Source organism: Angustibacter sp. McL0619 (assembly GCF_049994355.1).
Lineage (GTDB): Bacteria > Actinomycetota > Actinomycetes > Actinomycetales > Angustibacteraceae > Angustibacter.
In genome coordinates, this window is sequence record NZ_CP188257.1 from 1290689 (window position 1) to 1310817 (window position 20129).

The 20129-nt window shown below is 71.6% G+C and carries 23 protein-coding genes; 18 read left to right on the forward strand and 5 right to left on the reverse strand.

Annotated elements, in window-relative coordinates; all coding sequences use genetic code 11:
- The first annotated feature begins 102 nt into the window (after nt 1–102).
- Genes ACPPVT_RS05695 through ACPPVT_RS05725 form a run of 7 tightly spaced genes read left to right on the forward strand, consistent with a single transcriptional unit; the run spans nt 103 to nt 4859 of the window.
- Nucleotides 103–1401, forward strand: a complete 1299-nt coding sequence (locus ACPPVT_RS05695; RefSeq protein ID WP_426566057.1) for a CpaF family protein — start codon at nt 103–105, stop codon at nt 1399–1401.
- Complete coding sequence (locus ACPPVT_RS05700) at nt 1398–2255, forward strand: type II secretion system F family protein (RefSeq protein ID WP_426566058.1); 858 nt, start codon at nt 1398–1400, stop codon at nt 2253–2255. The genes ACPPVT_RS05695 and ACPPVT_RS05700 overlap by 4 nt, the downstream gene beginning before the upstream one ends.
- Nucleotides 2252–3196 carry a type II secretion system F family protein gene (locus tag ACPPVT_RS05705; RefSeq protein WP_426566059.1) on the forward strand — a complete coding sequence of 315 codons (945 nt, stop codon included), beginning with the start codon at nt 2252–2254 and terminating at the stop codon, nt 3194–3196. The genes ACPPVT_RS05700 and ACPPVT_RS05705 overlap by 4 nt, the downstream gene beginning before the upstream one ends.
- Before the next feature lie 26 nt (nt 3197–3222).
- The gene (locus ACPPVT_RS05710; protein ID WP_426567064.1) at nt 3223–3465 is read left to right on the forward strand and encodes a hypothetical protein; all 243 of its coding nucleotides are present in this window, start codon (nt 3223–3225) and stop codon (nt 3463–3465) included.
- 49 nt (nt 3466–3514) lie between these two features.
- Nucleotides 3515–3874: a TadE family protein gene (locus ACPPVT_RS05715; RefSeq protein ID WP_426566060.1), complete on the forward strand. Its 360-nt coding sequence runs from the start codon at nt 3515–3517 to the stop codon at nt 3872–3874.
- On the forward strand, nt 3871–4368 hold the full coding sequence (locus ACPPVT_RS05720) for a pilus assembly protein (RefSeq protein WP_426566061.1): 498 nt from the start codon (nt 3871–3873) through the stop codon (nt 4366–4368). Before ACPPVT_RS05715 ends, ACPPVT_RS05720 begins: the two co-directional genes overlap by 4 nt.
- Entirely contained in the window at nt 4365–4859 is a 495-nt protein-coding gene (locus ACPPVT_RS05725) for a pilus assembly protein TadG-related protein (RefSeq protein WP_426566062.1), read from the forward strand. Before ACPPVT_RS05720 ends, ACPPVT_RS05725 begins: the two co-directional genes overlap by 4 nt.
- Before the next feature lie 41 nt (nt 4860–4900).
- Here the strand turns inward: ACPPVT_RS05725 and ACPPVT_RS05730 are convergent, their stop codons facing one another.
- The gene (locus ACPPVT_RS05730) at nt 4901–5281 is read right to left on the reverse strand and encodes a hypothetical protein (protein WP_426566063.1); all 381 of its coding nucleotides are present in this window, start codon (nt 5279–5281) and stop codon (nt 4901–4903) included.
- Nucleotides 5282–5514: 233 nt separating this feature from the next.
- Between ACPPVT_RS05730 and ACPPVT_RS05735 the strand changes: the two genes are divergently transcribed.
- The 3 genes from ACPPVT_RS05735 to ACPPVT_RS05745 all read left to right on the forward strand — a co-directional run bounded on the left by ACPPVT_RS05735 (nt 5515) and on the right by ACPPVT_RS05745 (nt 8916).
- Nucleotides 5515–5847, forward strand: a complete 333-nt coding sequence (locus ACPPVT_RS05735) for a hypothetical protein (RefSeq protein ID WP_426566064.1) — start codon at nt 5515–5517, stop codon at nt 5845–5847.
- Between the two features lie 261 nt (nt 5848–6108).
- Nucleotides 6109–8226 (forward strand): hypothetical protein, encoded by a 2118-nt coding sequence (locus ACPPVT_RS05740; protein WP_426566065.1) that lies wholly within the window; start codon nt 6109–6111, stop codon nt 8224–8226.
- Nucleotides 8227–8916: a hypothetical protein gene (locus ACPPVT_RS05745; RefSeq protein WP_426566066.1), complete on the forward strand. Its 690-nt coding sequence runs from the start codon at nt 8227–8229 to the stop codon at nt 8914–8916.
- A gap of 72 nt (nt 8917–8988) precedes the next feature.
- Here ACPPVT_RS05745 and ACPPVT_RS05750 read toward each other — a convergent pair whose 3' ends face one another.
- Together ACPPVT_RS05750 and ACPPVT_RS05755 are read right to left on the reverse strand one after the other, a co-directional pair.
- Nucleotides 8989–9501 carry a hypothetical protein gene (locus tag ACPPVT_RS05750; RefSeq protein WP_426566067.1) on the reverse strand — a complete coding sequence of 171 codons (513 nt, stop codon included), beginning with the start codon at nt 9499–9501 and terminating at the stop codon, nt 8989–8991.
- Nucleotides 9502–9686: 185 nt separating this feature from the next.
- The gene (locus tag ACPPVT_RS05755; protein ID WP_426566068.1) at nt 9687–10235 is read right to left on the reverse strand and encodes a TIGR03086 family metal-binding protein; all 549 of its coding nucleotides are present in this window, start codon (nt 10233–10235) and stop codon (nt 9687–9689) included.
- A gap of 77 nt (nt 10236–10312) precedes the next feature.
- Between ACPPVT_RS05755 and ACPPVT_RS05760 the strand changes: the two genes are divergently transcribed.
- On the forward strand, nt 10313–11128 hold the full coding sequence (locus ACPPVT_RS05760) for a helix-turn-helix domain-containing protein (protein ID WP_426566069.1): 816 nt from the start codon (nt 10313–10315) through the stop codon (nt 11126–11128).
- A 36-nt stretch (nt 11129–11164) separates the two neighbouring features.
- Here the strand turns inward: ACPPVT_RS05760 and ACPPVT_RS05765 are convergent, their stop codons facing one another.
- Nucleotides 11165–11536: a hypothetical protein gene (locus ACPPVT_RS05765; RefSeq protein WP_426566070.1), complete on the reverse strand. Its 372-nt coding sequence runs from the start codon at nt 11534–11536 to the stop codon at nt 11165–11167.
- Nucleotides 11537–11591: 55 nt separating this feature from the next.
- Between ACPPVT_RS05765 and prfB the strand changes: the two genes are divergently transcribed.
- The 7 genes from prfB to ACPPVT_RS05800 all read left to right on the forward strand — a co-directional run bounded on the left by prfB (nt 11592) and on the right by ACPPVT_RS05800 (nt 17982).
- Complete coding sequence (gene prfB, locus ACPPVT_RS05770; RefSeq protein WP_426566071.1) at nt 11592–12707, forward strand: peptide chain release factor 2; 1116 nt, start codon at nt 11592–11594, stop codon at nt 12705–12707.
- Between the two features lie 191 nt (nt 12708–12898).
- A complete protein-coding gene (locus tag ACPPVT_RS05775; protein WP_426566072.1) occupies nt 12899–13060 on the forward strand; it encodes a hypothetical protein in 162 nt (53 codons plus the stop codon).
- Nucleotides 13053–14018, forward strand: coding sequence for a TOMM precursor leader peptide-binding protein (locus tag ACPPVT_RS05780; RefSeq protein WP_426566073.1), 966 nt, complete (start codon nt 13053–13055; stop codon nt 14016–14018). Before ACPPVT_RS05775 ends, ACPPVT_RS05780 begins: the two co-directional genes overlap by 8 nt.
- On the forward strand, nt 14005–15342 hold the full coding sequence (locus tag ACPPVT_RS05785) for a YcaO-like family protein (protein ID WP_426566074.1): 1338 nt from the start codon (nt 14005–14007) through the stop codon (nt 15340–15342). The genes ACPPVT_RS05780 and ACPPVT_RS05785 overlap by 14 nt, the downstream gene beginning before the upstream one ends.
- A gap of 23 nt (nt 15343–15365) precedes the next feature.
- Nucleotides 15366–16277: a SagB/ThcOx family dehydrogenase gene (locus ACPPVT_RS05790; protein ID WP_426566075.1), complete on the forward strand. Its 912-nt coding sequence runs from the start codon at nt 15366–15368 to the stop codon at nt 16275–16277.
- A complete protein-coding gene (locus tag ACPPVT_RS05795; protein ID WP_426566076.1) occupies nt 16274–17233 on the forward strand; it encodes an ABC transporter ATP-binding protein in 960 nt (319 codons plus the stop codon). Before ACPPVT_RS05790 ends, ACPPVT_RS05795 begins: the two co-directional genes overlap by 4 nt.
- Nucleotides 17230–17982, forward strand: a complete 753-nt coding sequence (locus ACPPVT_RS05800) for a hypothetical protein (RefSeq protein ID WP_426566077.1) — start codon at nt 17230–17232, stop codon at nt 17980–17982. The genes ACPPVT_RS05795 and ACPPVT_RS05800 overlap by 4 nt, the downstream gene beginning before the upstream one ends.
- Here ACPPVT_RS05800 and ACPPVT_RS05805 read toward each other — a convergent pair.
- Nucleotides 17927–20059, reverse strand: coding sequence for a prolyl oligopeptidase family serine peptidase (locus tag ACPPVT_RS05805; RefSeq protein ID WP_426566078.1), 2133 nt, complete (start codon nt 20057–20059; stop codon nt 17927–17929). The two genes, ACPPVT_RS05800 and ACPPVT_RS05805, sit on opposite strands and share 56 nt — an antisense overlap.
- Between the last annotated feature and the right edge of the window lie 70 nt (nt 20060–20129).

Consider the following 20129-nt stretch of genomic DNA (forward strand, 5'->3'; position numbering starts at 1 on the left):
CGCGGCCAGCGCTGAGAGCTGTTTTCCACAGATCTGCGGGGGCGGCTTCTTCCGGTATGTCCGATTGTCTAGAGTGATCCACGGACGTCGACAGGGGGGCACATGGCGGTGGAACGCACTGCGCGCGAGCGCATCGAGGACGTGGTTCGCGAGGTGGTCCGGTCTTCGAGCCTCGATCCGATGGCGGACGGCCAGGCCGTGCGGCGGCTGGTCGAGGACGCCGTGGCGGACTACGAGGAGCGGTCGCTGACCGGTGGGCTACCGGCTCTCGCCGACCGGGACGGCGTCATCGCGGCCGTATGGGCTGCCGTTGCAGGATTCGGTGCGCTGCAACGGTTCCTGGACGATCCCGGGATCGAGGAGGTCTGGGTCAACGAGCCCGGCAAGGTCTTCGTCGCCCGCGACGGAGTGCCCGAGCTGACCACCACCATGCTGACCTCGGAGGCGGTCGCGGACCTGGTCGAGCGCATGCTGGCAACGTCCGGGCGCCGGGTCGACCTGTCCTCACCGTTCGTAGACGCGAGCCTGCCGGACGGGTCGCGGCTGCACGTGGTCATCCCGGACGTCACCCGCGAGCACTGGGCGGTCAACATCCGCAAGTTCGTCGTCAAGGCGCGCCATCTGGACGAGCTGGTGCGGCTTGGCACGTTGACCCAGCACGCCGCCTCGTTCCTGTCGGCCAGCGTGCGTGCCGGGCTGAACGTTCTGGTCGCCGGAGGCACGCAGGCAGGCAAGACGACCCTGCTGAACTGCCTCGCCGGTGCGATCGACTCCCGGGAGCGCATCGTGACCTGCGAGGAGGTCTTCGAGCTGCAGCTCGCAGGGCGGGACGTCGTGGCGATGCAGTGCCGCCAGCCGAGCCTGGAGGGTACCGGTGAGATCGCGCTGCGCCGGTTGGTCAAAGAGTCCCTGCGCATGCGGCCCTCGCGGATCATCGTCGGTGAGGTCCGCCAGGAGGAGAGCCTCGACATGTTGCTGGCCCTGAACAGCGGGCTGCCGGGGATGTGCACCGTGCACGCCAACAGCGCTCGTGACGCGCTCGTCAAGATGTGCACGCTGCCGCTGCTGGCGGGCGAGAACGTCGGTGCCCGGTTCGTCGTGCCCACTGTGGCCACGGCCGTCGACCTTGTCGTGCACATCGCGATGGACTCGGACGGGCGACGGCGGGTCAGGGAGGTGGTCGCGGTTCCTGGGCGGGTCGAGGCGGACGTGGTGGAGACGGCCGACGTGTTCACCACCAAGAACGGCCGGCTGGTCCGCGCCGAGGGCTACCCACCGCACGCTGACCGGTTCGAGCGGATCGGCGTGGACCTCGCCCGGCTGCTCTCCTGTGGTGCGGACGAAGACGGCGACTACCTGAGCAGCCGGGACGTCGGATCGCTCGCGGGCGTCGGTTCGTGAGCGGCCTGGCGGTAGGGCTCGTCCTCGGTACCGGTCTGTTCCTGATGTGGAGCGCCTGCTGGGTCCGGCCGGCGCGGTCGATCCGGGCTCGCCGCCGGAGCAGCTGGTCCAAAGTGGCCCAGGACGCCAGGCTCGTCGGGGTGCGGCCCCGGACGCTCGGGGCCGCCTGTCTGCTCTGCGGTGCTCTGGTGCTGGCGGTGCTTCAGGTGGTCACCGGAGTGCTGCCCGTTGCCGCCTGCTTCGGCGTGATGGCCGCCACGGCACCGCTGGCGGTGGTCCGCGGACGAGCCAGTCGGCGGCGGTCCGGGCTGCGCGAGATCTGGCCGGAGGCGGTCGACAACCTCGGGTCGGCCGTGCGCGCGGGCCTGTCCCTGCCGGAGGCGCTCAGTCAGCTGTCCGTGCGCGGACCGGCTCCACTGCGGCCTGCCTTTGCAGCGTTCGCCCAGGACTACCGGGCGAGCGGGCGGCTGCACGAAGCACTGGATGCGCTCAAGGACCGGCTGGCGGACCCGGTGGGCGACCGCGTCGTCGAGTCGCTCAGGATCGCGCGCGAGGTAGGCGGCAGCGATCTGGGGCGGCTACTGCGCACCCTGTCCGCGTTCCTACGGCAGGATGCTCGCACCCGCTCCGAGCTGGAGGCCCGCCAGGGATGGACGGTCAACGGTGCGCGGCTGGCCGTGGCCGCTCCGTGGATCGTGTTGCTCCTGCTGGCCACCCGGCCCGAGTCGATCGCCGCCTACAGCCGTCCGGCCGGCGCCGTCGTGCTCGCGGGTGGCGCCTTGGTCTCAGTGGTGTCCTACCTCGCGATGCTGCGGATCGCTCGGCTGCCTGCCGAAGAGCGGGTCCTTCAGTGATCGGGCCATCGCCCGGCTGGTGGGTCGGCGCGGGACTGGGTGCGTTCCTCGGCTGCGGTCTGCTGCTGGCGGTGTGGGCACTTCCCTTCCTGCGCCGGCCGGGGCTGGACGAGCGGCTCGCCCCCTACGTCCAGGACGTGGCCGGCCCGAGTCGCTTGCTCCCCGGTGGGATCAGCCACCGGACGACCGGGCTCGGCGGCGCGGGTCGGGTCGCGATGTCTCGACTCTCCGGTGCGCTGGACCGTAGCCTCGGCGGCTCGGTCTCGGTCGCCGGTCGCCTCGACCGGGCCGGGCTGGCGCTCGACCTCAACGGGTTCCGTGCTCAACAGGTGCTCTGCGGCGCAACAGGTCTGGCCGGTGGCTGCCTACTGGCGGCAGGCGTGTGGTCCAGGCGGCAGGGGCCGCTGCTTCCACTGGCTGTCCTGGTCCTGGCCTGCGGCGCCGGCGGTGTGGCGGCGCGCGACTGGTACCTGAGCCGACAGGTGGTCCGGCGCGAACGCCGGATGCTGGCCGAGTTCCCCACGGTGGCCGAGATGCTGGCGCTGGCGGTCGGCGCGGGCGAGGGCGCGCTGGCCGCGCTGCACCGGGTTGTCGCGATCAGCGGTGGGGAGCTGTCGGCCGAGCTGCAGCGCACCCTGGCCGACACGCACGCCGGGTCGTCACTGGTAAACGCCTTGCAGCAGCTGAGCAGGCGCACCGGCCTGGCTCCGTTGGCCCGCTTCGTGGACGGCGTCGTGGTCGCGGTCGAACGAGGCACCCCGCTGGCCGAGGTGCTGCGGGCCCAGGCTGAGGACGTCCGTCAGCTCGGTCAGCGCAGCCTGATGGACGCGGCGGGTCGCAAAGAGGTCGCGATGATGGTGCCGGTGGTGTTCGGGGTGCTGCCCGTCACTGTCCTGTTCGCGGTCTACCCCGGATTCGCATTCCTGAGGACGAGCCTGTGATGAGTACGACGACAGAGGGGATCACCATGCGTGCAGCGGGCTTCGCCGGGACGGCCGTCAGGGCCTGGGCGGCCAGGGCATCAGCGGTCAGGAGGTCGGTGGCAGAACGGGTCCGGACAGCCACGGGAGCACCGCCGGATCGCGGTGATGTACCTGGTTGGGTGCTCGTCACCATCATGACCGCGGGCCTGGTCGCGGCGCTGTGGGCCGTCGCCGGTCCCACGCTGAACGATCTGTTCGTCAACTCGATCAACAGTGTCGCGCCCTGAGGCGCGGGGCGAGGGAGGGCCGATCCGGCGCCTTGACCAGGGTTCGGCAGTGGTCGACTTCGCACTGGTGGGTGCCCTGCTCACGCTCCTCTTCGCGTCGCTCGCCCAGCTGACCCTGGTGCTGCACGTCCGCAACACGGCGGTCGACTGCGCGGCGGAGGGGGCGCGGTTCGGTGCGCGGGCCGATCGGGTGCCGGCCGACGGCGCGCCCAGGGCGCGCGAGCTGGTCGCGGCCGATCTGTCGCCGGAGTACGGATCGCGGATAAGCCAGGTCAGCTCGACGCAGGTCGAGATCGGGGGAGTGCAGGCGGTGCAGGTGACGATGACGATCCCGCTGCCGTTGTTCGGCCTGGTCGGGTCCGCCCGGTCGATGACCGTGCGCGGGCACGCCTTCATGGAGTCGCAGTGAGCGGCACGCGCAGTGTTGACGACCAGGGCAGCGCGGTCGTCGAGTTCATCGTGCTCGGGCTGCTGCTGCTCCTTCCGGTGGTGTATCTGGTGCTGGTGCTGGCCAGGATCGAGGGCGCCGCGTTCGCTGTCCAGCGAGCCGCCCGCGAGGCTGGTCGGGCGTACGTCACCGCCGACCGGCCGGACCACGCACGCGAGCGGGCCGACGCCGCAGCCGCGCTCGCCCTGTCCGACCAGCGGTTCGAAGGTCAGGGCGCACTTGTCGTGAGCTGTTCGCAGCCGGACTGCCTCGCTCCGGACAGTCGGGTCACGACCTCCGCCCGGGTACGCGTGGCCCTGCCTGGCGTCCCGCGGCTGCTCGACCAGATGGTGCCGGCCGCGGTAGAGGTCGTCGCCACCCAGGTCACGCCTGTCGACCGGTTCGCCACCAGGCCCGACCGGTTCGCCACCAGGCCCGGCCGGTTCGCCACCAGGCGCGACCGGGTCGATCGATGAACGGCCGGCCTCGGAGTGCCTGGTCGCCGCGACGCCCAAAGGCTGGCAGCGACGACGGGCAGATCAGCCTGCTGATCCTCGGGTACCTCGTGCTGGCGTTCGCCCTGGTGACCGTCGTCGTGGACGCCGCATCCGTGCACCTCGCGCACACTCAGCTGATCGACGCCGCAGACGCTGCCGCCCTGGACGCAGCGGACGCGCTAGCCGAGCCGGACGTCTACGGCGGCGGCTTGCCCGACGCGCGGGCCGTCCCGCTGACCGACCTGGCGGTGCACCGCCAGGCCGCGCTCTACCTGTCCGCGTATCCGCCGCCGCGACGACTGGAAGACGTCGCGCTGGCTTCGGGCACCGGCACGAGCGACGGAGCCAGCGCGACCGTGGCCCTGACCGGGCGGGTCCGGCTGCCCATCGCCGGCTTCGTGGTCGTCGGTTTCACCGGCGGGGTCAGCGTGCACGCAAGCTCCACGGCGAGGGCGCAGCTCGACCGGTGAGCCGGGCTGGGCGAGCGGGCCAGTGTCCGAGAACAGGGCCGTCAGGGGCCGACCAGGCGCACGAAGTCGCCCGGCCCGATCCGGGTGCCGGCGATCACGGTGCCCCCGTTGTCCTGCCAGACTTCGACGGTCGGCAGCACGCGCAAGTCGTTGCACTGGACCACCACCTCCACCGGAATGCCTGGTTCGAACGGCTGTCCGGGCCCGACTGAGTTCGCGTTGTGGGTCAACGTCCGGGCGGGAACGGCCACCTCGATCGGGCCGGGCGGTAGCTGGTGCTTCGGGCTGCCAACCGGAGCGGCGAAGACGGTGACCCGGATCTGCTGGTCGGTGCCCGTGTCGTTGAGGACGAGCCAGTCCACCGACATTGCTGCGGCGGGAAGCCCGAACGCACCGCTGGACAACCTGAACTCGAACGGCATGAGCACCCCCTTGCGGCGGCTCCCGTGAGCCGACGCTGGACTTCACCGTCGACTGTGGCACTGGCACTCACCGCTGTCCACTGGCCGGAACGGCGTCCTTGAATTGGCAAACGGCAAGAACTTGTCGACCTCCCTGGAATCGCCCTGTGAAACAGCTTGCGCTTCGCTCTGTCGCCGCCTCATGAATCCAGATAGCCTGGCGCGGATTTGGCAACGCGTCCAAGGGGGGCCGAATGTCAGCTGCGGAACGTAAACCAACGAAGACTGATATCGACATCACCAGGGCCCGCACCGGTCTCGGCGTCGTGCTGGCTGGCGACATCGTGATTCTCCTTGCCACCGCGGGAGCGGTGTGGAAGCTGACCGACGGCCCTGCGGCGAGCACCGCGTCCACCGCGATCATCTCGATTCTCACTTCTGCTTTCACCACCATCGGCACGATGACCACGGCCTACTTCGGTATCAGGGCCGCCACCAATACAGCCCAGACGTCCATCAATAGAACTGCCACACCGGACGACGGGAACGACCAGACTGTCGCGCGGGGCGAAGTGGTTACTCCGTAGCGGCGGCTCGCGGCTGAGGACTTCCAGAATTCTGGAAACGTTTCGCTGCCAAAAGGCAGCTGAGCGCGTCCAAGGAGAATTCGGCGCGTCGGTTGCGCCGCCGATGCGCCACCTGCCGAGCTGCCCTCTGCCCGAAGGCGCAGCGGATCTTGCCCGAACGCTCCGAGCGGGGGCTCTGGCGTCAGGACCGAGGGTCAGCCAACCTGGAAGCCGGGAAAGGGGTTGTCGGTGGCCCAGGCGAAGGGTGCGAAGAGCTCCGCCGTGACTGCGTCGCGCCGTCCGTCCGGCCCGAAGTCCGTCGATCACGCCCCATCTCAGCTGGCACCGCACGCCACCAGGGAGGCCGAGGTCCTGACCGACCTGCAGCGCACCGCCGGCAACCGGGCCGTTTCCCGGTTCCTGGAGTCCGACGAGGCGTCGCTGCAACGCGTCCCGGTCTCCACTGAGTTTCACGAGACCCTCTACAACAAGACCGCCACCACCGGCCTGGCCACCGCGCCACCGAAGGGTTTCACAGGCAAACCCACCGACGTCGCCAACCCCGACAAGACCAGCTATGAGATGACTCGCAGCGGCAGCGGCGTCACCGTGCTGATCAAGATCCGCTACCTGCAGCAGACTCGCAACACGGTCGCTCCGCCGAGCCCCAACCCGTCCAACCTGCCTGAGATCGGGGCGCTCCTCGGGCGGCCCACTGTCATCCCGGCGAACGACCCGACCGACCGGCGCACCTGGGCGAGCGATGCCGCCAACAAGGCGACCGCACACTGGACCGGCCTCAAGATCAGCTTCGCCAGCACCGACCACCCCCAGCCCGGCGAAGGGGCCGGCTCCTACGCCGCCCCGCTCCCACCCACGCCGGTCCGGCTGCCCGTCACCTTCAAGGCCGAAGCGGTGTTCGGGCTGAACGACCCGGCCCATCACCAGGTCATCGTGCACCCGCCCAGCACGGTGGCCGGCTCGCTGGGCAACCCGATCGACAAGGGCAACTGGTACCAGCAGGACCCGGCCGCCCGTTCGGCCAAGTACCCGCACAGCGACGACGTGATCTACGCCCACGAGTACGGGCACATGCTCGGCATCCCGGACGAGTACAGCCAGTCCAACGAGCAGCTGAACGCCCTGCTGCACCAGGCTGCGCCCGCGAGCGCCGCCTCCTCACGCGCTGCCCTCGACAAGACGACCATCGAGCGGATGACCCTCGCTGGGCTGACCGCACGACTGTCGGGGCAGCTCCTGGCGGCGATGCCGATCATGGTCGCCGCGCTCAATGGCAAGCGCCGGGGCGTCGTGAACCGGCTGGCGGCGGCCGCCCGGTCCGCGGCCGTCTCGGCCGACGTCCGGTCCGTGCTGGTCGGTGAGCTGACCGCCGAGTCCGACGCCCGGACCAGCCCCAAGGTGCCAACCGCGGTCGCGTTCGAGACGACCAGGAACTTCAGCAACCTCGACATTGCCAGCCAGGCCGTTGCTGGTGGATTCGCCATCGGCCCGGTCACCAAGCTGATCATGGACGCCTACAACGCCCTGCTGGCTGCGCCGCACAAGGCGAACGTCGCGGTGGCCGACTTCGACGCAGTGCGGATCAACATCTCCAGTGCCGTGTCCGGCTCAGCCGGTGCCGCAACACCGCTGGCCGTCCCGGCCGCCACCGAGGTGACCAGCCTGGTGGGTCCGGCCGCCCCCGGACCCGGCCTGCCGGTGGTACCCCCCGGCACCCTGATCGCGCAGCTCAGCGCGCTGCCCGCGACCTGGTCGGCGGCGGGCTCGACCCTCGAGTCGTCCGTCAGCGCGGCCACGTTCAGCGCCGCGATGGCGACTGGGCTGCGCAACGTCGCGGCCGGTGCGGCCCTCGTCCGCGGCGCGGCGGCGCTGCTGCCCGGGCTCGCCGCGCCGACTCCGCTCGGCTCGACCAACGCGCTCTACCGGCGCGCCTACGCGTTGGTGCAGAAGGCGGCCACCGATGCCGCGACCCAGGTGGTCGGCGAACTGCTGTCCGCCACGGTCAAGCCCACCTTGGACGCGAGCGTCACGTCACTGCAGAGCTCGATCAACGCCGAGGTCACCCGGATCACCACCACGCCACCGGTGGGCGTCGCGGCCGCCGGGCCGGCCGACCCGCAGATGGCCACCATCGTCGCGGCGATGAAGGCCAGGCTCGACGCCGACAAGACCGCCACAGCCGGTACCGGGCGCGACCCGACCAAGGCCGGCGGCGCCGCACCCGACCAGAACGTCACATACAGCGCGCAGGGCCTGATGGGCTCGTCGAACTCGTCAGCGGTTCGGGTGGACCAGTTCCAGGCGATGCTGGACGCCTTCAACGCCAAGCTCCGCCAGGTCCCGCGCGAGGACGTCTTCACCGTGGACGTGGGCAAATAGATGGCGACCCTGGTCACCGTCCGCTGGCACACACGGCCGCCGAGCTCGGTCGACGAGCGGCTGGTCATCACCGACGACGGCCAGGCGCAGCTGGCGGTGCTGCGGCCGCGCGAGCCGCGGGACACCGTGGGCCTGTTCGCCGGCCCGGTCGACGAGGCTGAGGTGCGCGAACTCAGCGCCGCCGGGTCGCAGGTCGAGCTGGACGTCGAACTGCCGGACCCGCAGGTCGCCGCCGTCGGCGCGGTCGCCGCTGCAGTGGCTCGGCGGCTTCTCGACTCGCCGTTGGCCGCGGCGCGGTTCGTCGCGCGCCCGGTGGCTGCGGCGGACGCCGGCTCGGTGACGCTCGCGCTGGGCGTCGTGGGGCTCGGCTCGCAGCCGGTCGAGTTCGAGCTGGACCTCGACGGCTGCGCCGTGCACTTCGGCGCCAGCGGGTCGCCGGTCACCTGGACGCCGCTGCCCGAGCTCGCCACCGGGTTCAGCACCGTGGACGCCGAGGGGCTGGGCGGCGTCCGGCGTCGGGCGGTGGTGGCACCCGGAGTGCTCGGCGCCATCTCACTGGACCTGACCGTCCCGGACGGCGCGGACCAGGTCAGCGTGCAGGTGGCCGGAGCCTGGTTCTTCTCGGAGTACGCACAGCCCGAGGGGTTCGAGGTGCGGACCCGCTCGACTTCCCTCGAGCCGGCTGGCTGAGCCCGGACGCGCGTGATGCCGGCAGTGGGGAGCTGCCGGCATCACGCTGGTCCGAACTCTGGAGGGGCTGCGTCACCACCAGATCTTGGTGACGGGGGAGAACTCGAAGTTCGTCCACGCCCCCTTGACGGCGCCGCTGATCACCCGGAACTGCGTCTTGTCGTAGATCTCCTCGTTGCTGTCCGTGTCGGTGTGCGGCAGGGTGCCGAGGAAGTTGACCGTCGTGCTGCCGCCCGCGGTGGTGAAGTATCGACTCGCGCTCCCCGAGCCGATCCGGTCCTCGTCGGCGTTGTTGACGCCGTTGGCGTCCACGTCACCGGCGCGTCCCGTCAGGTCCTGCTCCCAGGTCTGCAGGTTCAGCTCAACCGTCACCGCGGTGGGTGCACCGCCCACGCAGCTGATGTCGACCGGGTAGTACACCTGGGGCACGTTCGCGGCCGTATAAGTGCCAGCGAAGTACGGCGCCTTGGGGGTCACCGTGCACCCGCTCCTGGTGGTGCTGGCCTGGGCGGGCGCCGCGAAGGCGAGCGGGATGGCCGCTACTGCCGCGAGTGCCACTGCTGCCCTGGTCTTGTTCATGGTCATGACTGTCTCCATCTGCTGCAGGCGACCTCGTGATCGCCACCGGTGCTGCCACTGCTGTGGCGGCAGGCACACAGTGCGATCCGTGCATCAGCGTGGCGTCACAACCCGGCGAAACCCCAGGTCAGCGGGCTGACCGTGAGGTATCGGCTCTGCCTCGCGAGAGTCAGGCGCAGGGACGTCGGCAGCTAGGCCTTGCGCCCCAGGAAGGCCAGCAGCTTGGTCTGCTCGTCGGCGTCCGGCGGCGACTCGAGCGCGGGGCCGAAGGCACCGGGGGAGCGCATGGTGTCGCCGAACACCTCGACGTCCTTCCAGGCCCGCGCGATCTCGTCGGCCGGGATGGACAGGTCTGCTCCGGTCGCCTTGGCCAGGTCCCAGCGATGGGTCACCAGGTCACCGGACAGGAACTGGTCCACGGCCTTCGCGAACGTCGACCGGCCGAAGAACCCGTCGTACTCCACGTCGGCCAGCGCCGGGTCGGCCAGCTCCTCCTCCACCTGCGAGCGCATCGCCTCGAAGGCACCGAGCGGGTCGTCGTCCACCGAAGGTCCAGGGCGCTGCTCGCGCCCCACCAGCTTCTCGAACATCGACAACGTCCCCACCACGTGGGCGACGACGCCCCGGGCGTCCCAGTCGGGGCACGGTGACGGGCTCGACCAGCGGTCGTCCGGCGTCGCGCGGATCGTGTCCGCGAAGGCGTCGGCGTTGCGGTGGTAGCGGTCCAGGATCTCGGTCATGCCCCCACCCTGCCCGCGATCGGCTGCCAGCGCTTGAACGAATGCGACAGCGGCGTCGCCCTCCTACGCTCGAGGGCGTGGTGCAGCCAGCCGAGCGGGACAGCCGGGGGATCGTCGACCCCGCAGCCGGCCTGTCCCGCTTCTCGCTCGACCGGTTCGCGCCGTCCGGGCACGTCGCCCGCTTCGTCGACCGGTACTGGATTGTCACCTGGGACCTGCCGTCCGGCCAGAGCTACCCCCAGCACGTACTGCCGCACCCGGTGGTGAACCTGATCATCGAACCCGCCGTCGCGGTCGCGGTCGGAGTGCAGATCGGACGGACCACGAAGGTCCTCGAGCGCAGCGGGCGAGCGCTCGGTGTGATGTTCCGTGCAGGTGGTTTCAGCCCGCTGGCGCCCGGACCGATGACCCGGCTGACCGACCGGTCCGCGCACCTGGTCGACTGGCTCGGAGCCGACGCCGGCCGGTGGGCGGACCAGGTGCGGGCGGCGCCGGATCAGCGCGAGATGGTGGCCGCGGCGGAACGCTTCCTGAGAGCCCGGCTGCCCATCGAGCCGCACCCGTGCGAGGACGCCACCGCGCTGGTCGACCGGATCGTGGCGGACCCGTCGCTGCGCCGGGTCGACCAGCTCGCGGCGCTCGCCGGTCGCAGTGAACGCACATTGCAACGTCTGTTCGCCGCCCACGTCGGCGTCTCACCCAAGTGGGTGGTCCGGCGCTACCGGATCTACGAGGCAGCCGAGGCCGTCGCGCACGGCCAGGACGTGAGCTGGGCCGACCTCGCGGCCGACCTCGGGTACGCCGACCAGGCCCACCTGACCCGTGAGTTCAGCGCCGCGTTCGGCGTTCCCCCGCAGCAGTACGCCAGGCGCCAACGCGAAGCCGCCCAGTAGCCGGAGCCACACCCCGTAGCCATAGCCACCGGCAGTTCAGCGCAGCAGGTTGACCACCAGGACCGCGAGCGCGAGCCCGCTGAACAGCGAGTAGGCGAACAGCGATCGACCGCGGTCGCCGTGCCGCAGCTGCATCGCCAGGATCCAGCCGAACGCGACCAGCTCGAGGGCGGCGCCGAGCGCCCCGACCGGCGGGTTGTTGAGCCCGACCAGGAGTAGGACGGCGCCGACGCAGTGCGCCGCACCGACCGTGCGCAGCAGCCACACCCGCTCGCCACGGGTCACCGGGATCCGGGTCAGCTCCTCGAACCGAGCTCGGGCCACCCCCATGGCCGGCACGCCCGCGATCGCCGAGGGCACCACCTCGAACAGCAGCATGATGGTCAACACCCAGGCCAGAACGTCCACGGGTGATCTCTACCAGGTTCAGCCACCGGCCCGCACTGCCGTAGATTGGACGCTCGTGGCAGCCGTCGACTTCTCCGCAGAGCTCAAGGACCTCCGAACGACCGTCGAGTCGATCCGGCAGGTCACGGACGTCGACCGGCTCAAGGCCGCCATTGCCGACCTCGAGCAGCAGTCCGCCGCGCCGGACCTGTGGGACGACCCCGAGGCCGCGCAGAAGGTCACCAGCAAGCTCAGCCACCTGAACGCCGAGCTCGAGCGGTACGAGGGCATCGCGCAGCGCGTCGACGACCTCGAGGTGCTGGTCCAGATGGCTCAGGAGGAGGACGACGCCGACACCCTGGCCGAGGCCGACACCGAGCTGACGTCGCTGAAGAAGGCGGTCGGCGAGCTCGAGGTCCGCACGCTGCTGAACGGCGAGATGGACGAGCGCGAGGCGCTGGTCACCATCCGCGCCGAGGCCGGTGGGGTGGACGCCGCCGACTTCGCCGAGATGCTGCTGCGGATGTACCTGCGCTGGGCCGAGCGGCACGGCTACGGCACCGAGGTGATGGACACCTCCTACGCCGAGGAGGCCGGCCTGAAGTCGGCCACCTTCGCCGTGCATGCGCCGTACGCCTACGGCACCCTCCAGGTCGAGCAGGGCACCCACCGGCTGGTGCGGATCAGCCCGTTCGACAACCAGGGACGCCGGCAGACCAGCTTCGCCGGCGTCGAGGTGCTGCCGGTCACCGAGGTCACCGATCACGTGGACATCCCCGAGGCGGAGATCAAGGTCGACGTGTTCCGCTCCTCCGGCCCCGGCGGGCAGAGCGTGAACACCACCGACTCGGCCGTGCGGATGACTCACATCCCGACCGGCATCGTGGTCTCGATGCAGAACGAGAAGTCGCAGATCCAGAACCGCGCCGCCGCGCTGAAGGTGCTGCAGTCCCGGCTGCTGCAGGTGCGCAAGGCCGAGGAGCGCGCCGCGATGGACGCGCTCAAGGGTGACGGTGGCTCTAGCTGGGGCAACCAGATGCGGTCCTACGTGCTGCACCCCTACCAGATGGTCAAGGACCTGCGGACCGAGCACGAGGTGGGCAACACCTCCGCGGTCTTCGACGGCGACATCGACGGCTTCCTGGAGGCGGGCATCCGCTGGAAGCGCACCAGCGACCGCGAAGACGCCTGACGCTGCCTCGCGTGAGGTCGCACTGCTGAAACCGTTCTGGCTGAACCCTTCTGCGCTGAACCCTTCTGCGCTCGGTCCAGCCATTCTGAACTGCTATCCCTCTCTGGACACGTGACACGCTTGTCAATGAGTCTTCAGCTCCGAGCACACCATCCGGGCGCATCGCCCGGACCGGAGAGAGGACGACACGCATGCTGCTGATGGATCTCGACTTCGACATCGAGTTCGCGGAGCGAGGGATCGTGGGCCGAGGCAAGGAGCCGACAGGTTGTTCCTGCTTCGCCTCGTGCTGCTGCTGCTCAGGCTGCCGCGCCGAGCTTCCCTCCGACGGGTTCGTCACCGACCGTGCCTGACCGCGCCGGGCAGTCGACCGCGATGTTCGCCCTCGATGCCCGGTGCCGCCTCATCGCGGACGGCGACCGACTGGTCCTGGTCACGGACCGGACGGCCGCCGTCCTGCGGGGGACGACCACCCAGGGCCTGATCGCCGACGGGCTGGCACTGCTCGACGGCAGCCGAACCCAGCAAGAGATCGCCGACACCCTCGGGGTGCCGGTGCGGCAGTGGGGCGAGGTCGTCCGGCGGATCGTCGGGGCCGGCCTCGCGACGGAACTGCCGGCATCGTCGTCCGGCCAGGCAGCCCGTGTCATCCGCGATCCCGACCTGTTGGATCTGGTCGGGAACGGCGCGGACGACGATCAGCCGACGGGCCTGGACTCCGCCCGGCTGCACCTGCTCGGACGGCACGAGCGCCTGCTTGACGCGATCACCCAGGTCTGGGTCGACTCCGGTGCCCCGGAACCGACTCGCGGCGCCTGGGCCGACGCATCCGCGGATGCCCTGCCGGTGCACGCCGCGCTGGACGACGACGAACTGGTCGAGACCAACGCGGCGGCGATCGCGTCCGGCAGTCCGTGGCTGCAGGTGCCGGCCTACGACGGCGATCTCCTCACGGTCGGCCCGCTGCACGTGCCCGGGCAGACCTGCTGCGCCGACTGCCTGCGCATCCGGCGCGCGGCGAACGCGCCCTACCCCAAGGCGGCTCGCTCCGCTCGGTTGCTGACCGCGCCGCGACTGCACCGGGCGTCCCTTGTCGTCCAGCTGCAGGCCGGGCTGGTCGCGCTCGTCGCGGCCCGGTTCACGCTCAACCCAGCGTCCAGTGCGGTGGGTACCGTGCACGCGCTCGCCCTGACCTCGCTGCGCAGCAGCGAGCACCGCGTGCTGCGGGTTCCGCGCTGCCCGAGCTGCTCTGCGGCCCGCGAGCGCGCCGTGCCCTACCCCTGGACGAGGAGCGCCGATGTCCTGCGATGACTCGTCGACGCCCACCGGGCTGCGTGCCGCGGTGTCGCCGCTGTACGGGCTGGTCCGCCGGCTCGATGCCTGTACTGCGGAGGCCGGTCTACCGCCGGTGCCTGTGCTGAGTGCCGTGACGGCGGACCCGGTGCCGGCACTGGGCGTCGACCTCACCTCGGGTGCCGGCGGCGCGGCGCTCGGCTACGGCTCGGCGGCCGACTCCGGGACCGGGGAGGCGATCGAGCGGTACTCCGCGGCCTACGTGCCCTACGACCGGCTGATCGTCGGCACTCGCGCAGACCTCGGCACTCGCGCAGACCTCGACCTGCACCTCACGCCCGCCGCGGACTGGGCCCTCTACCCCCCGGACGCCGCGTCGACCGGTTCCGGAGAGCACCCGCACGGGCACGACCACGGCCAGCCGGACGGCTTCCACAATCTCACCGACGATGCACGAATCGGCTGGGTCGAGGCGCGCCGGCTGGACGACGACCGGCCTTCCGCCGTGCCGGCCCAGTGGGTGTACCTCGGCTACACCCGCGCGCCCGGCGAGCCATTGCTGGTCTGGACGACGAGCACCGGGCTGGCCTGTGCCCCCGACCTGTCCGGTGCGGTGCTGGGCGGCCTGCTCGAGGTCATCGAGCGCGACGCGTTCGTCCGGGTGTGGCGGCACCGCCGGACGCTGCCCAGGCTCCGGGTGGACGGTCTGCTCGCCCGGCACCGCTGGCTCGGCGACGCCTTCGACCTGCCGGACGGTCCGCGGCTCTCTCTGGTCGACCTCAGCCCGATCGCGGTGGCGCCCACCGTGCTTGCCACGATCCGGCACCCGCACCCCGAGATGCCCGCGCTCGCGGTCGGCGCGGCCTCGGGTCTGACCCGTGCTGCAGCCGCGACCAAGGCGGCGGTCGAGGCCTGCCACACGGCGTACTACGCCGCCGGCCTGCGGCTCGGTGAGCTCAGCGCAGCCAGGCCCAGGCCGGCTGCGGAAGGCTTCGACCGCGGTGTCTGGCAGTACGTCGACCACCGCCGCGCCGAGCGGGCCGCATTCCTGGACTGCGGGCCGGTGACCCTGGCCGTCGACTGGTCCGAGCCGTCGCCGTACGACGACGCGGCCACCGCCACCCAGATCCTCGCCGGCAGATGGCGGGACGAGGGGGTGGAGACCTTCGCGGTCGACGTGACCGCACCGGACGTCGCCGACCTCGGGCTCGCGGTGGCCCGGGTGGTCAGCCCGCAGGCGGTCCAGCTGGACGTCCCAGGCGCAGGGCCCTACCTCGGTCAACCTCGCTTGCGCAGCACCGATCCCCGCGGGCTGAACCCGGACCCCCACCCGTTTCCCTGACCACGTCCCCACCGGAGGCCAGCGTGACCGCAGAACCTGTGACGACCGACCGCACCGAGGGGGCAGCAGAACCCGGCCCCGAGCCCGAGCCCTTGGCGAACGGGCCGCTCTTCGCCAGCTATCCAGTGCGCGCCCACCACCGGTTCGACCCGGTCGATCCGGAGGGGGAACCGGACGTCGGTGCCGACTTCCATGAGGCCACCAAGCTGCACCCGGCGCTGTCCGCCTACGTCACCGGACCGGCCGAACAGCTGTGGACGCCGGGCTACGAGTCGGTGCCGAACGAGGGACTGGCCACCCGCAGGTGGTACACCCGAGCGCACCCGCTGCCCGTTCCCGAGCCGGTGGATCGCACGCTGTCGGAGGTTGTGGCACAACGGGTCTCGACCTCACCACCCGGTGCCGAGGGACTGACCGCCGCCGAGCTGTCCTCGGTGCTGTTCCTCGCCTACGGAGCGACCCCCGTGCCAGGCGACCCCCGGGTGCACCGCCGTCCGGTTCCGTCCGGAGGAGCCCTGTACCCGCTCGACCTCTACGTCGCGGTCGGTCCAGAAGGCTTGGGGGACAGCGAGATCGGCAGCGGGCTGTTCCACTACGACCCGTTCCGCCACTGCCTGGAGGAGCTGCGCGACGGACGCGGCTGGGACCAGGTCGTCACGGCCTCGATCGCGCAGTCCACGGTGCGCGGCAGCTCCGTGGTGCTCTGCATGGTGGCCTGCTTCGCCCGGCAGACGGGCAAGTACGGCGAACGGGGGTACCGGTTCACCTACCTCGAGGCCGGTCACGTCGGTCAGAACGTCGGGCTCGCCTGCACCGGGCTCGGTCTGGGTTGCCTGCCGTTCGCGTCGATCTACGACGCGGCCGTCGAGCAGGCGCTCGGGGTCGACGGCCTGCACGAGAGCCTGGTGCACACCGTCCTGCTGGGACGCCGGTGAGCGGCGCTGCGGCGGTGCCCACGGTGACGTCCGAACGCACTGTGGCTAAGGGGTTTCGGCCGACACCGCCACTCGCGGTCAGCCAGGTCGGACTGGTGCTGAAGGGAGCCAGCGTGCTGCGCGGGGTGACCTTCGACGTCCAGCCCGGCAGCGCGGTGGCGCTGCTCGGTCGCAACGGCGCCGGCAAGTCCAGCCTGCTGCAGACCGTCGCGCACCTGCGCCGCCCGACGTCAGGGACCATCGCGGTGGACGGTGCCCCCGCGGGCAGCGCCCGAGCGCGGACGGCGATGGCCGTGGTTCTGCAGGACGTGGAGTTCCCGGTCGCGCTGCGGGTGGGCGAGCTGCTCGACCACGTGGCCCGGCACTATCCGCGCCCTCGCGACCCGCAGGCGGTGGGCGATCGCCTGGGGTTGACGCCCTTGTGGTCCCGGCGGGCCGGCGGGTTGTCCGGTGGTGAGGAACGCCGCCTCGCGCTGGCCTGTGCGCTGGTGGGCCGCCCTCGACTGGTCCTGCTGGACGAGCCCACGGCCGGCCTCGACCGGTCGGGCAGCGAACAGCTGTGGACGGTGCTGGACGAGCACGTCGCCGACGGGGGTGCGGTGCTGTTCAGTACGCACCAGCTCGCCGAGGTGGAGGCCCGGGCGCAACGGGTGCTGCTGCTCGACGCCGGAACCGTCGTCGCCGACGAGCCGCCGCAGGGCCTGGTGGCCTCACTCGGGCTCACCCAGGTCTGCGCCGTCGCGCAGGTCGCGCCCGCCGCGCTCACCGCGGCACCGGGCTGCACGCGGGTGAGCTGGGACGGCGTCCGCTGCGCCTTCCTCACCAGCCGCCCGGACGACGTGGTCCGCTGGTTGGTGCACAGCGGCATCGCGTTCCGGGAGCTGACGATCGAGCCGCTCGGCCTCCCCGCCGCCATCGACGAGCTGCTCCGCCGCCGTACCGGGCAGGCATCGTGAGCGCCCTGTCGGTTTGCGCGTCGACGGTCTCGCTGATCGGCCGCGAGCACCTTCGGCTGCCGGCCTTCAGCGTGCCGACGTTCTCGATGCCGGTGCTGGTGTACCTGTTCTTCGGCACCGTGCGCGGGCGCGCGGCAGGTCAGGGCGGTGCCGAGTCGGCGACGTCCCTGGAGCTGCTCGGCTACTGCGGCTTCGCGGTGCTCGGGGTGGCCCTGTTCAGCTTCGGGGCGAGTCTGGCGCTGGAGCGGGTCTCGCCGTGGGAGCAGTTCCAGCGCACACTGCCGGTGTCCGGCGGGGTGCGGTACGTGGCCCGCGTGGCGGTCGTCCTGACCTTCAGCCTCGCCAGCCTGCTGCCGCTGCTCGCGGTCGGACTCACGGTGGGCGGAGCCGACCCAGGGGTCGTGCTGCGACCGGTCAACCTCCTGCCACTGGCCCTCGGGGTCGCGGTGTTCTCCGCACTCGGCACCACCCTGGGCTACTGGCTGCCGGTGCGTGGCGCCGTCCCCCTGACCAACCTCATCTACCTGCCGCTCAGCTTCGCTGGTGGTCTGCTCGGCGCCGCCCGGGCGGACCGGGTCGACCGCTGGGGTGTGCTGCCGACGACCCAATGGAACGAACTGCTGTACGGCACGTCGGTGCGGCACTGCGTGCCGGTGACCGCCACCGTCGGTCTGCTCTGCTGGCTGGCTGTGCTCAGCCTGCTGGCGTTGGTCGGGTACCAGCGCGTGCAGCGCGAGACCTTCCGCTGAGGCCCGCCGTGTTCAGGATCCAGGCCAGTCGCAGCGCCTGCTCGCGGACCAGCTCGTCCGGGTCCGTCGGTCCGCTGTGGCCACCGGTGGCGAGACCGCGCAGCAGGATTGGGCCGCGTCCGGAGCCCAGCGACCGCAGGCGCTCGACCCAGTCGAGCACGTGCGCCGGGTCGGCCCGCCAGTCCTGCTCGGCAGTGGTGACGTACATCGGTGGATAGCTCACCGGCCGTACGTTCTGGCGCGGAGAGTAGGCCTGCATCGCCTGCAGCACAGCGGTATCGGACAGCGGGTCGCCCCACTCAGCGTGCTCCAGGCTGGTCAACGGTCGTGAGGGCTCGCTCATGCTGGTCAGCGGGTCGACGAACGGCACCAAGGCCACCACTGCTGCGAACAGTTCCGGCTGCTGGTTCACTGCCACAGCGACGGCCAGCCCACCCGCGCTCGTGCCTTGGGCGACCAGGCCGGCGGGCGTCGTCCAGCCGTCCTCGACGAGGAACCGCGCGCAGTCCAGCAGGTCTGCGAACGTCGTCTGCTTCGCGCGCCCGCGGCCGGCGTCATGCCATCGCGGCCCGAGGTCGCCCCCACCGCGAACGTGGGCGATCGCGACCCGCATGCCGCGGTCCAGCAGCTCGGCGCGGGCCAGGTCGAACACGGGTTCCTGGCACTGCCCGTAGGCGCCGTAGACCGTCAGCAGCAACGGCCCGGGCCTGGGGTCGTCCGGCTGGCCGATCACGGTGAGCGGGATCGCGACGCCGTCCAGGCTCGAGGGCACCCTCAGCCGCTCGACCCTCAGCCGCTCGACCCTCAGCCGCTCGACCCTCAGCCGCTCGACCCTCAGCCGTTCCGGCTCGTAGCCGGCCGGCGCCGGGGCGTGCCGGGCAACCGACTGTGCGGCCGTCGCCACGTCCAGGTCCAGCAGCTGCGGCGGGGCGCCCCACGACATCCGATTCACCCGAACGTGCGGCTGCGCCCAGTCCAGCGGCCTGGCGGCCAGCGCGGACGCGAACTCGGCAAGGGGATGGCGGAACACCGCGGTCACGTCGGGCGGCGCACCGTCCGGGCCGCCGGCGACGCCGTCGACGCCGTCGACGCGGTAGACCCGGGCACACGGCAGGCCGTCCTCGCGCACGTTCAGGACGACGGCGGCGGCCGAGGCGCTCAGGTGTAGCAGCTGCAGCCGGTCGTGCCCGGCCAGAATCGTGGACGTCGGGGCGTCCGGCGCCAGACCTCGCCGCAGTTGGAGGAGGTCGGGCCGGCCCGGTTCGCTGCGCAGCACCAGCAGCACGTCGTGGCCGGCCAGCCGGGCGTGCTCGACCTGGTGCTGCACGTGCCGCTCACGCGGCACCAGCACGGTGGCCAGCGGCCGTCCCGGCGGTCCCTGCAGCCGCAGCCACTCGGTCGAGTCGGCCGAGCCGGACAGCACCAGCAGCAACCGCCCGGACGTCGAGGCGCCCACCCCGACCCAGCGGCTCGGATCGGGCTCGTGGACGGCGACGACGTCCTGCTCGACGGGGGAGCCGAGGCGGTGCACGCGCACGGTGTCCGGGCGCAAGGTGGCGTCCGTGGTGGCGTAGGCGAGGCCGGACCCGTCCGGCCACCACGCGAACCGCGAGGCCACCTGGCGAACCCGGTCGACCTCCACTCCCGCCGCCACGTCCCGGACGACGAGGTCGTAGCTCTCGTCGCCGGTGGTGTCCACCGTGAAGGCGACCAGGGCGCCGTCCGGGGAGGGCGTCACCTCGGCGACGTCGGCGTACCCGGTCGCAGCGGCGAGCGAGGAGCCGTCCAGGACCACCTGCCAGCCGTCGGGACAGGCCGGCGGCTGCCAGGACGCCGCCGGGCGGCGGCAGATCTGCGGGTACGGGCGGCCGGGGACCCGGCGCCGCACGTACCAGTGCTCGCCGAGCCGGTACGGCAGCGAGGCGGTCGTACGAGCGCGGGCCGACCGGAGTCGGCGGGCGAGCTGCTCGACGAGCTCGTCGAGTGGAGCGAGGAGTGCGTCCGCGTGCTCCTGCTCGCGGGCCAGCCGAGCTCGCAGGTCGGCGGGTTCGCGGTCGAAGTGATGGTCGAGGGGCATCCGACGACGCTAGGAGCAGCGGGACGGCGCGGACCGGTTTCGCGCCGGTTAGGCCATTCGTGTCATGGAT

Excerpts from the sequence above, each read along its gene's own strand:
- ACPPVT_RS05695 (WP_426566057.1), top strand. The coding sequence starts at position 103 with ATGGCGGTGGAACGCACTGCGCGCGAGCGCATCGAGGACGTGGTTCGC.
- ACPPVT_RS05710 (WP_426567064.1), top strand. The coding sequence starts at position 3,223 with ATGCGTGCAGCGGGCTTCGCCGGGACGGCCGTCAGGGCCTGGGCGGCC.
- ACPPVT_RS05725 (WP_426566062.1), top strand. The coding sequence starts at position 4,365 with ATGAACGGCCGGCCTCGGAGTGCCTGGTCGCCGCGACGCCCAAAGGCT.
- ACPPVT_RS05730 (WP_426566063.1), bottom strand. The coding sequence starts at position 5,281 with ATGCCGTTCGAGTTCAGGTTGTCCAGCGGTGCGTTCGGGCTTCCCGCC.
- ACPPVT_RS05735 (WP_426566064.1), top strand. The coding sequence starts at position 5,515 with ATGTCAGCTGCGGAACGTAAACCAACGAAGACTGATATCGACATCACC.
- ACPPVT_RS05745 (WP_426566066.1), top strand. The coding sequence starts at position 8,227 with ATGGCGACCCTGGTCACCGTCCGCTGGCACACACGGCCGCCGAGCTCG.
- ACPPVT_RS05750 (WP_426566067.1), bottom strand. The coding sequence starts at position 9,501 with ATGACCATGAACAAGACCAGGGCAGCAGTGGCACTCGCGGCAGTAGCG.
- ACPPVT_RS05755 (WP_426566068.1), bottom strand. The coding sequence starts at position 10,235 with ATGACCGAGATCCTGGACCGCTACCACCGCAACGCCGACGCCTTCGCG.
- ACPPVT_RS05775 (WP_426566072.1), top strand. The coding sequence starts at position 12,899 with ATGCTGCTGATGGATCTCGACTTCGACATCGAGTTCGCGGAGCGAGGG.
- ACPPVT_RS05785 (WP_426566074.1), top strand. The coding sequence starts at position 14,005 with ATGTCCTGCGATGACTCGTCGACGCCCACCGGGCTGCGTGCCGCGGTG.
- ACPPVT_RS05805 (WP_426566078.1), bottom strand. The coding sequence starts at position 20,059 with ATGCCCCTCGACCATCACTTCGACCGCGAACCCGCCGACCTGCGAGCT.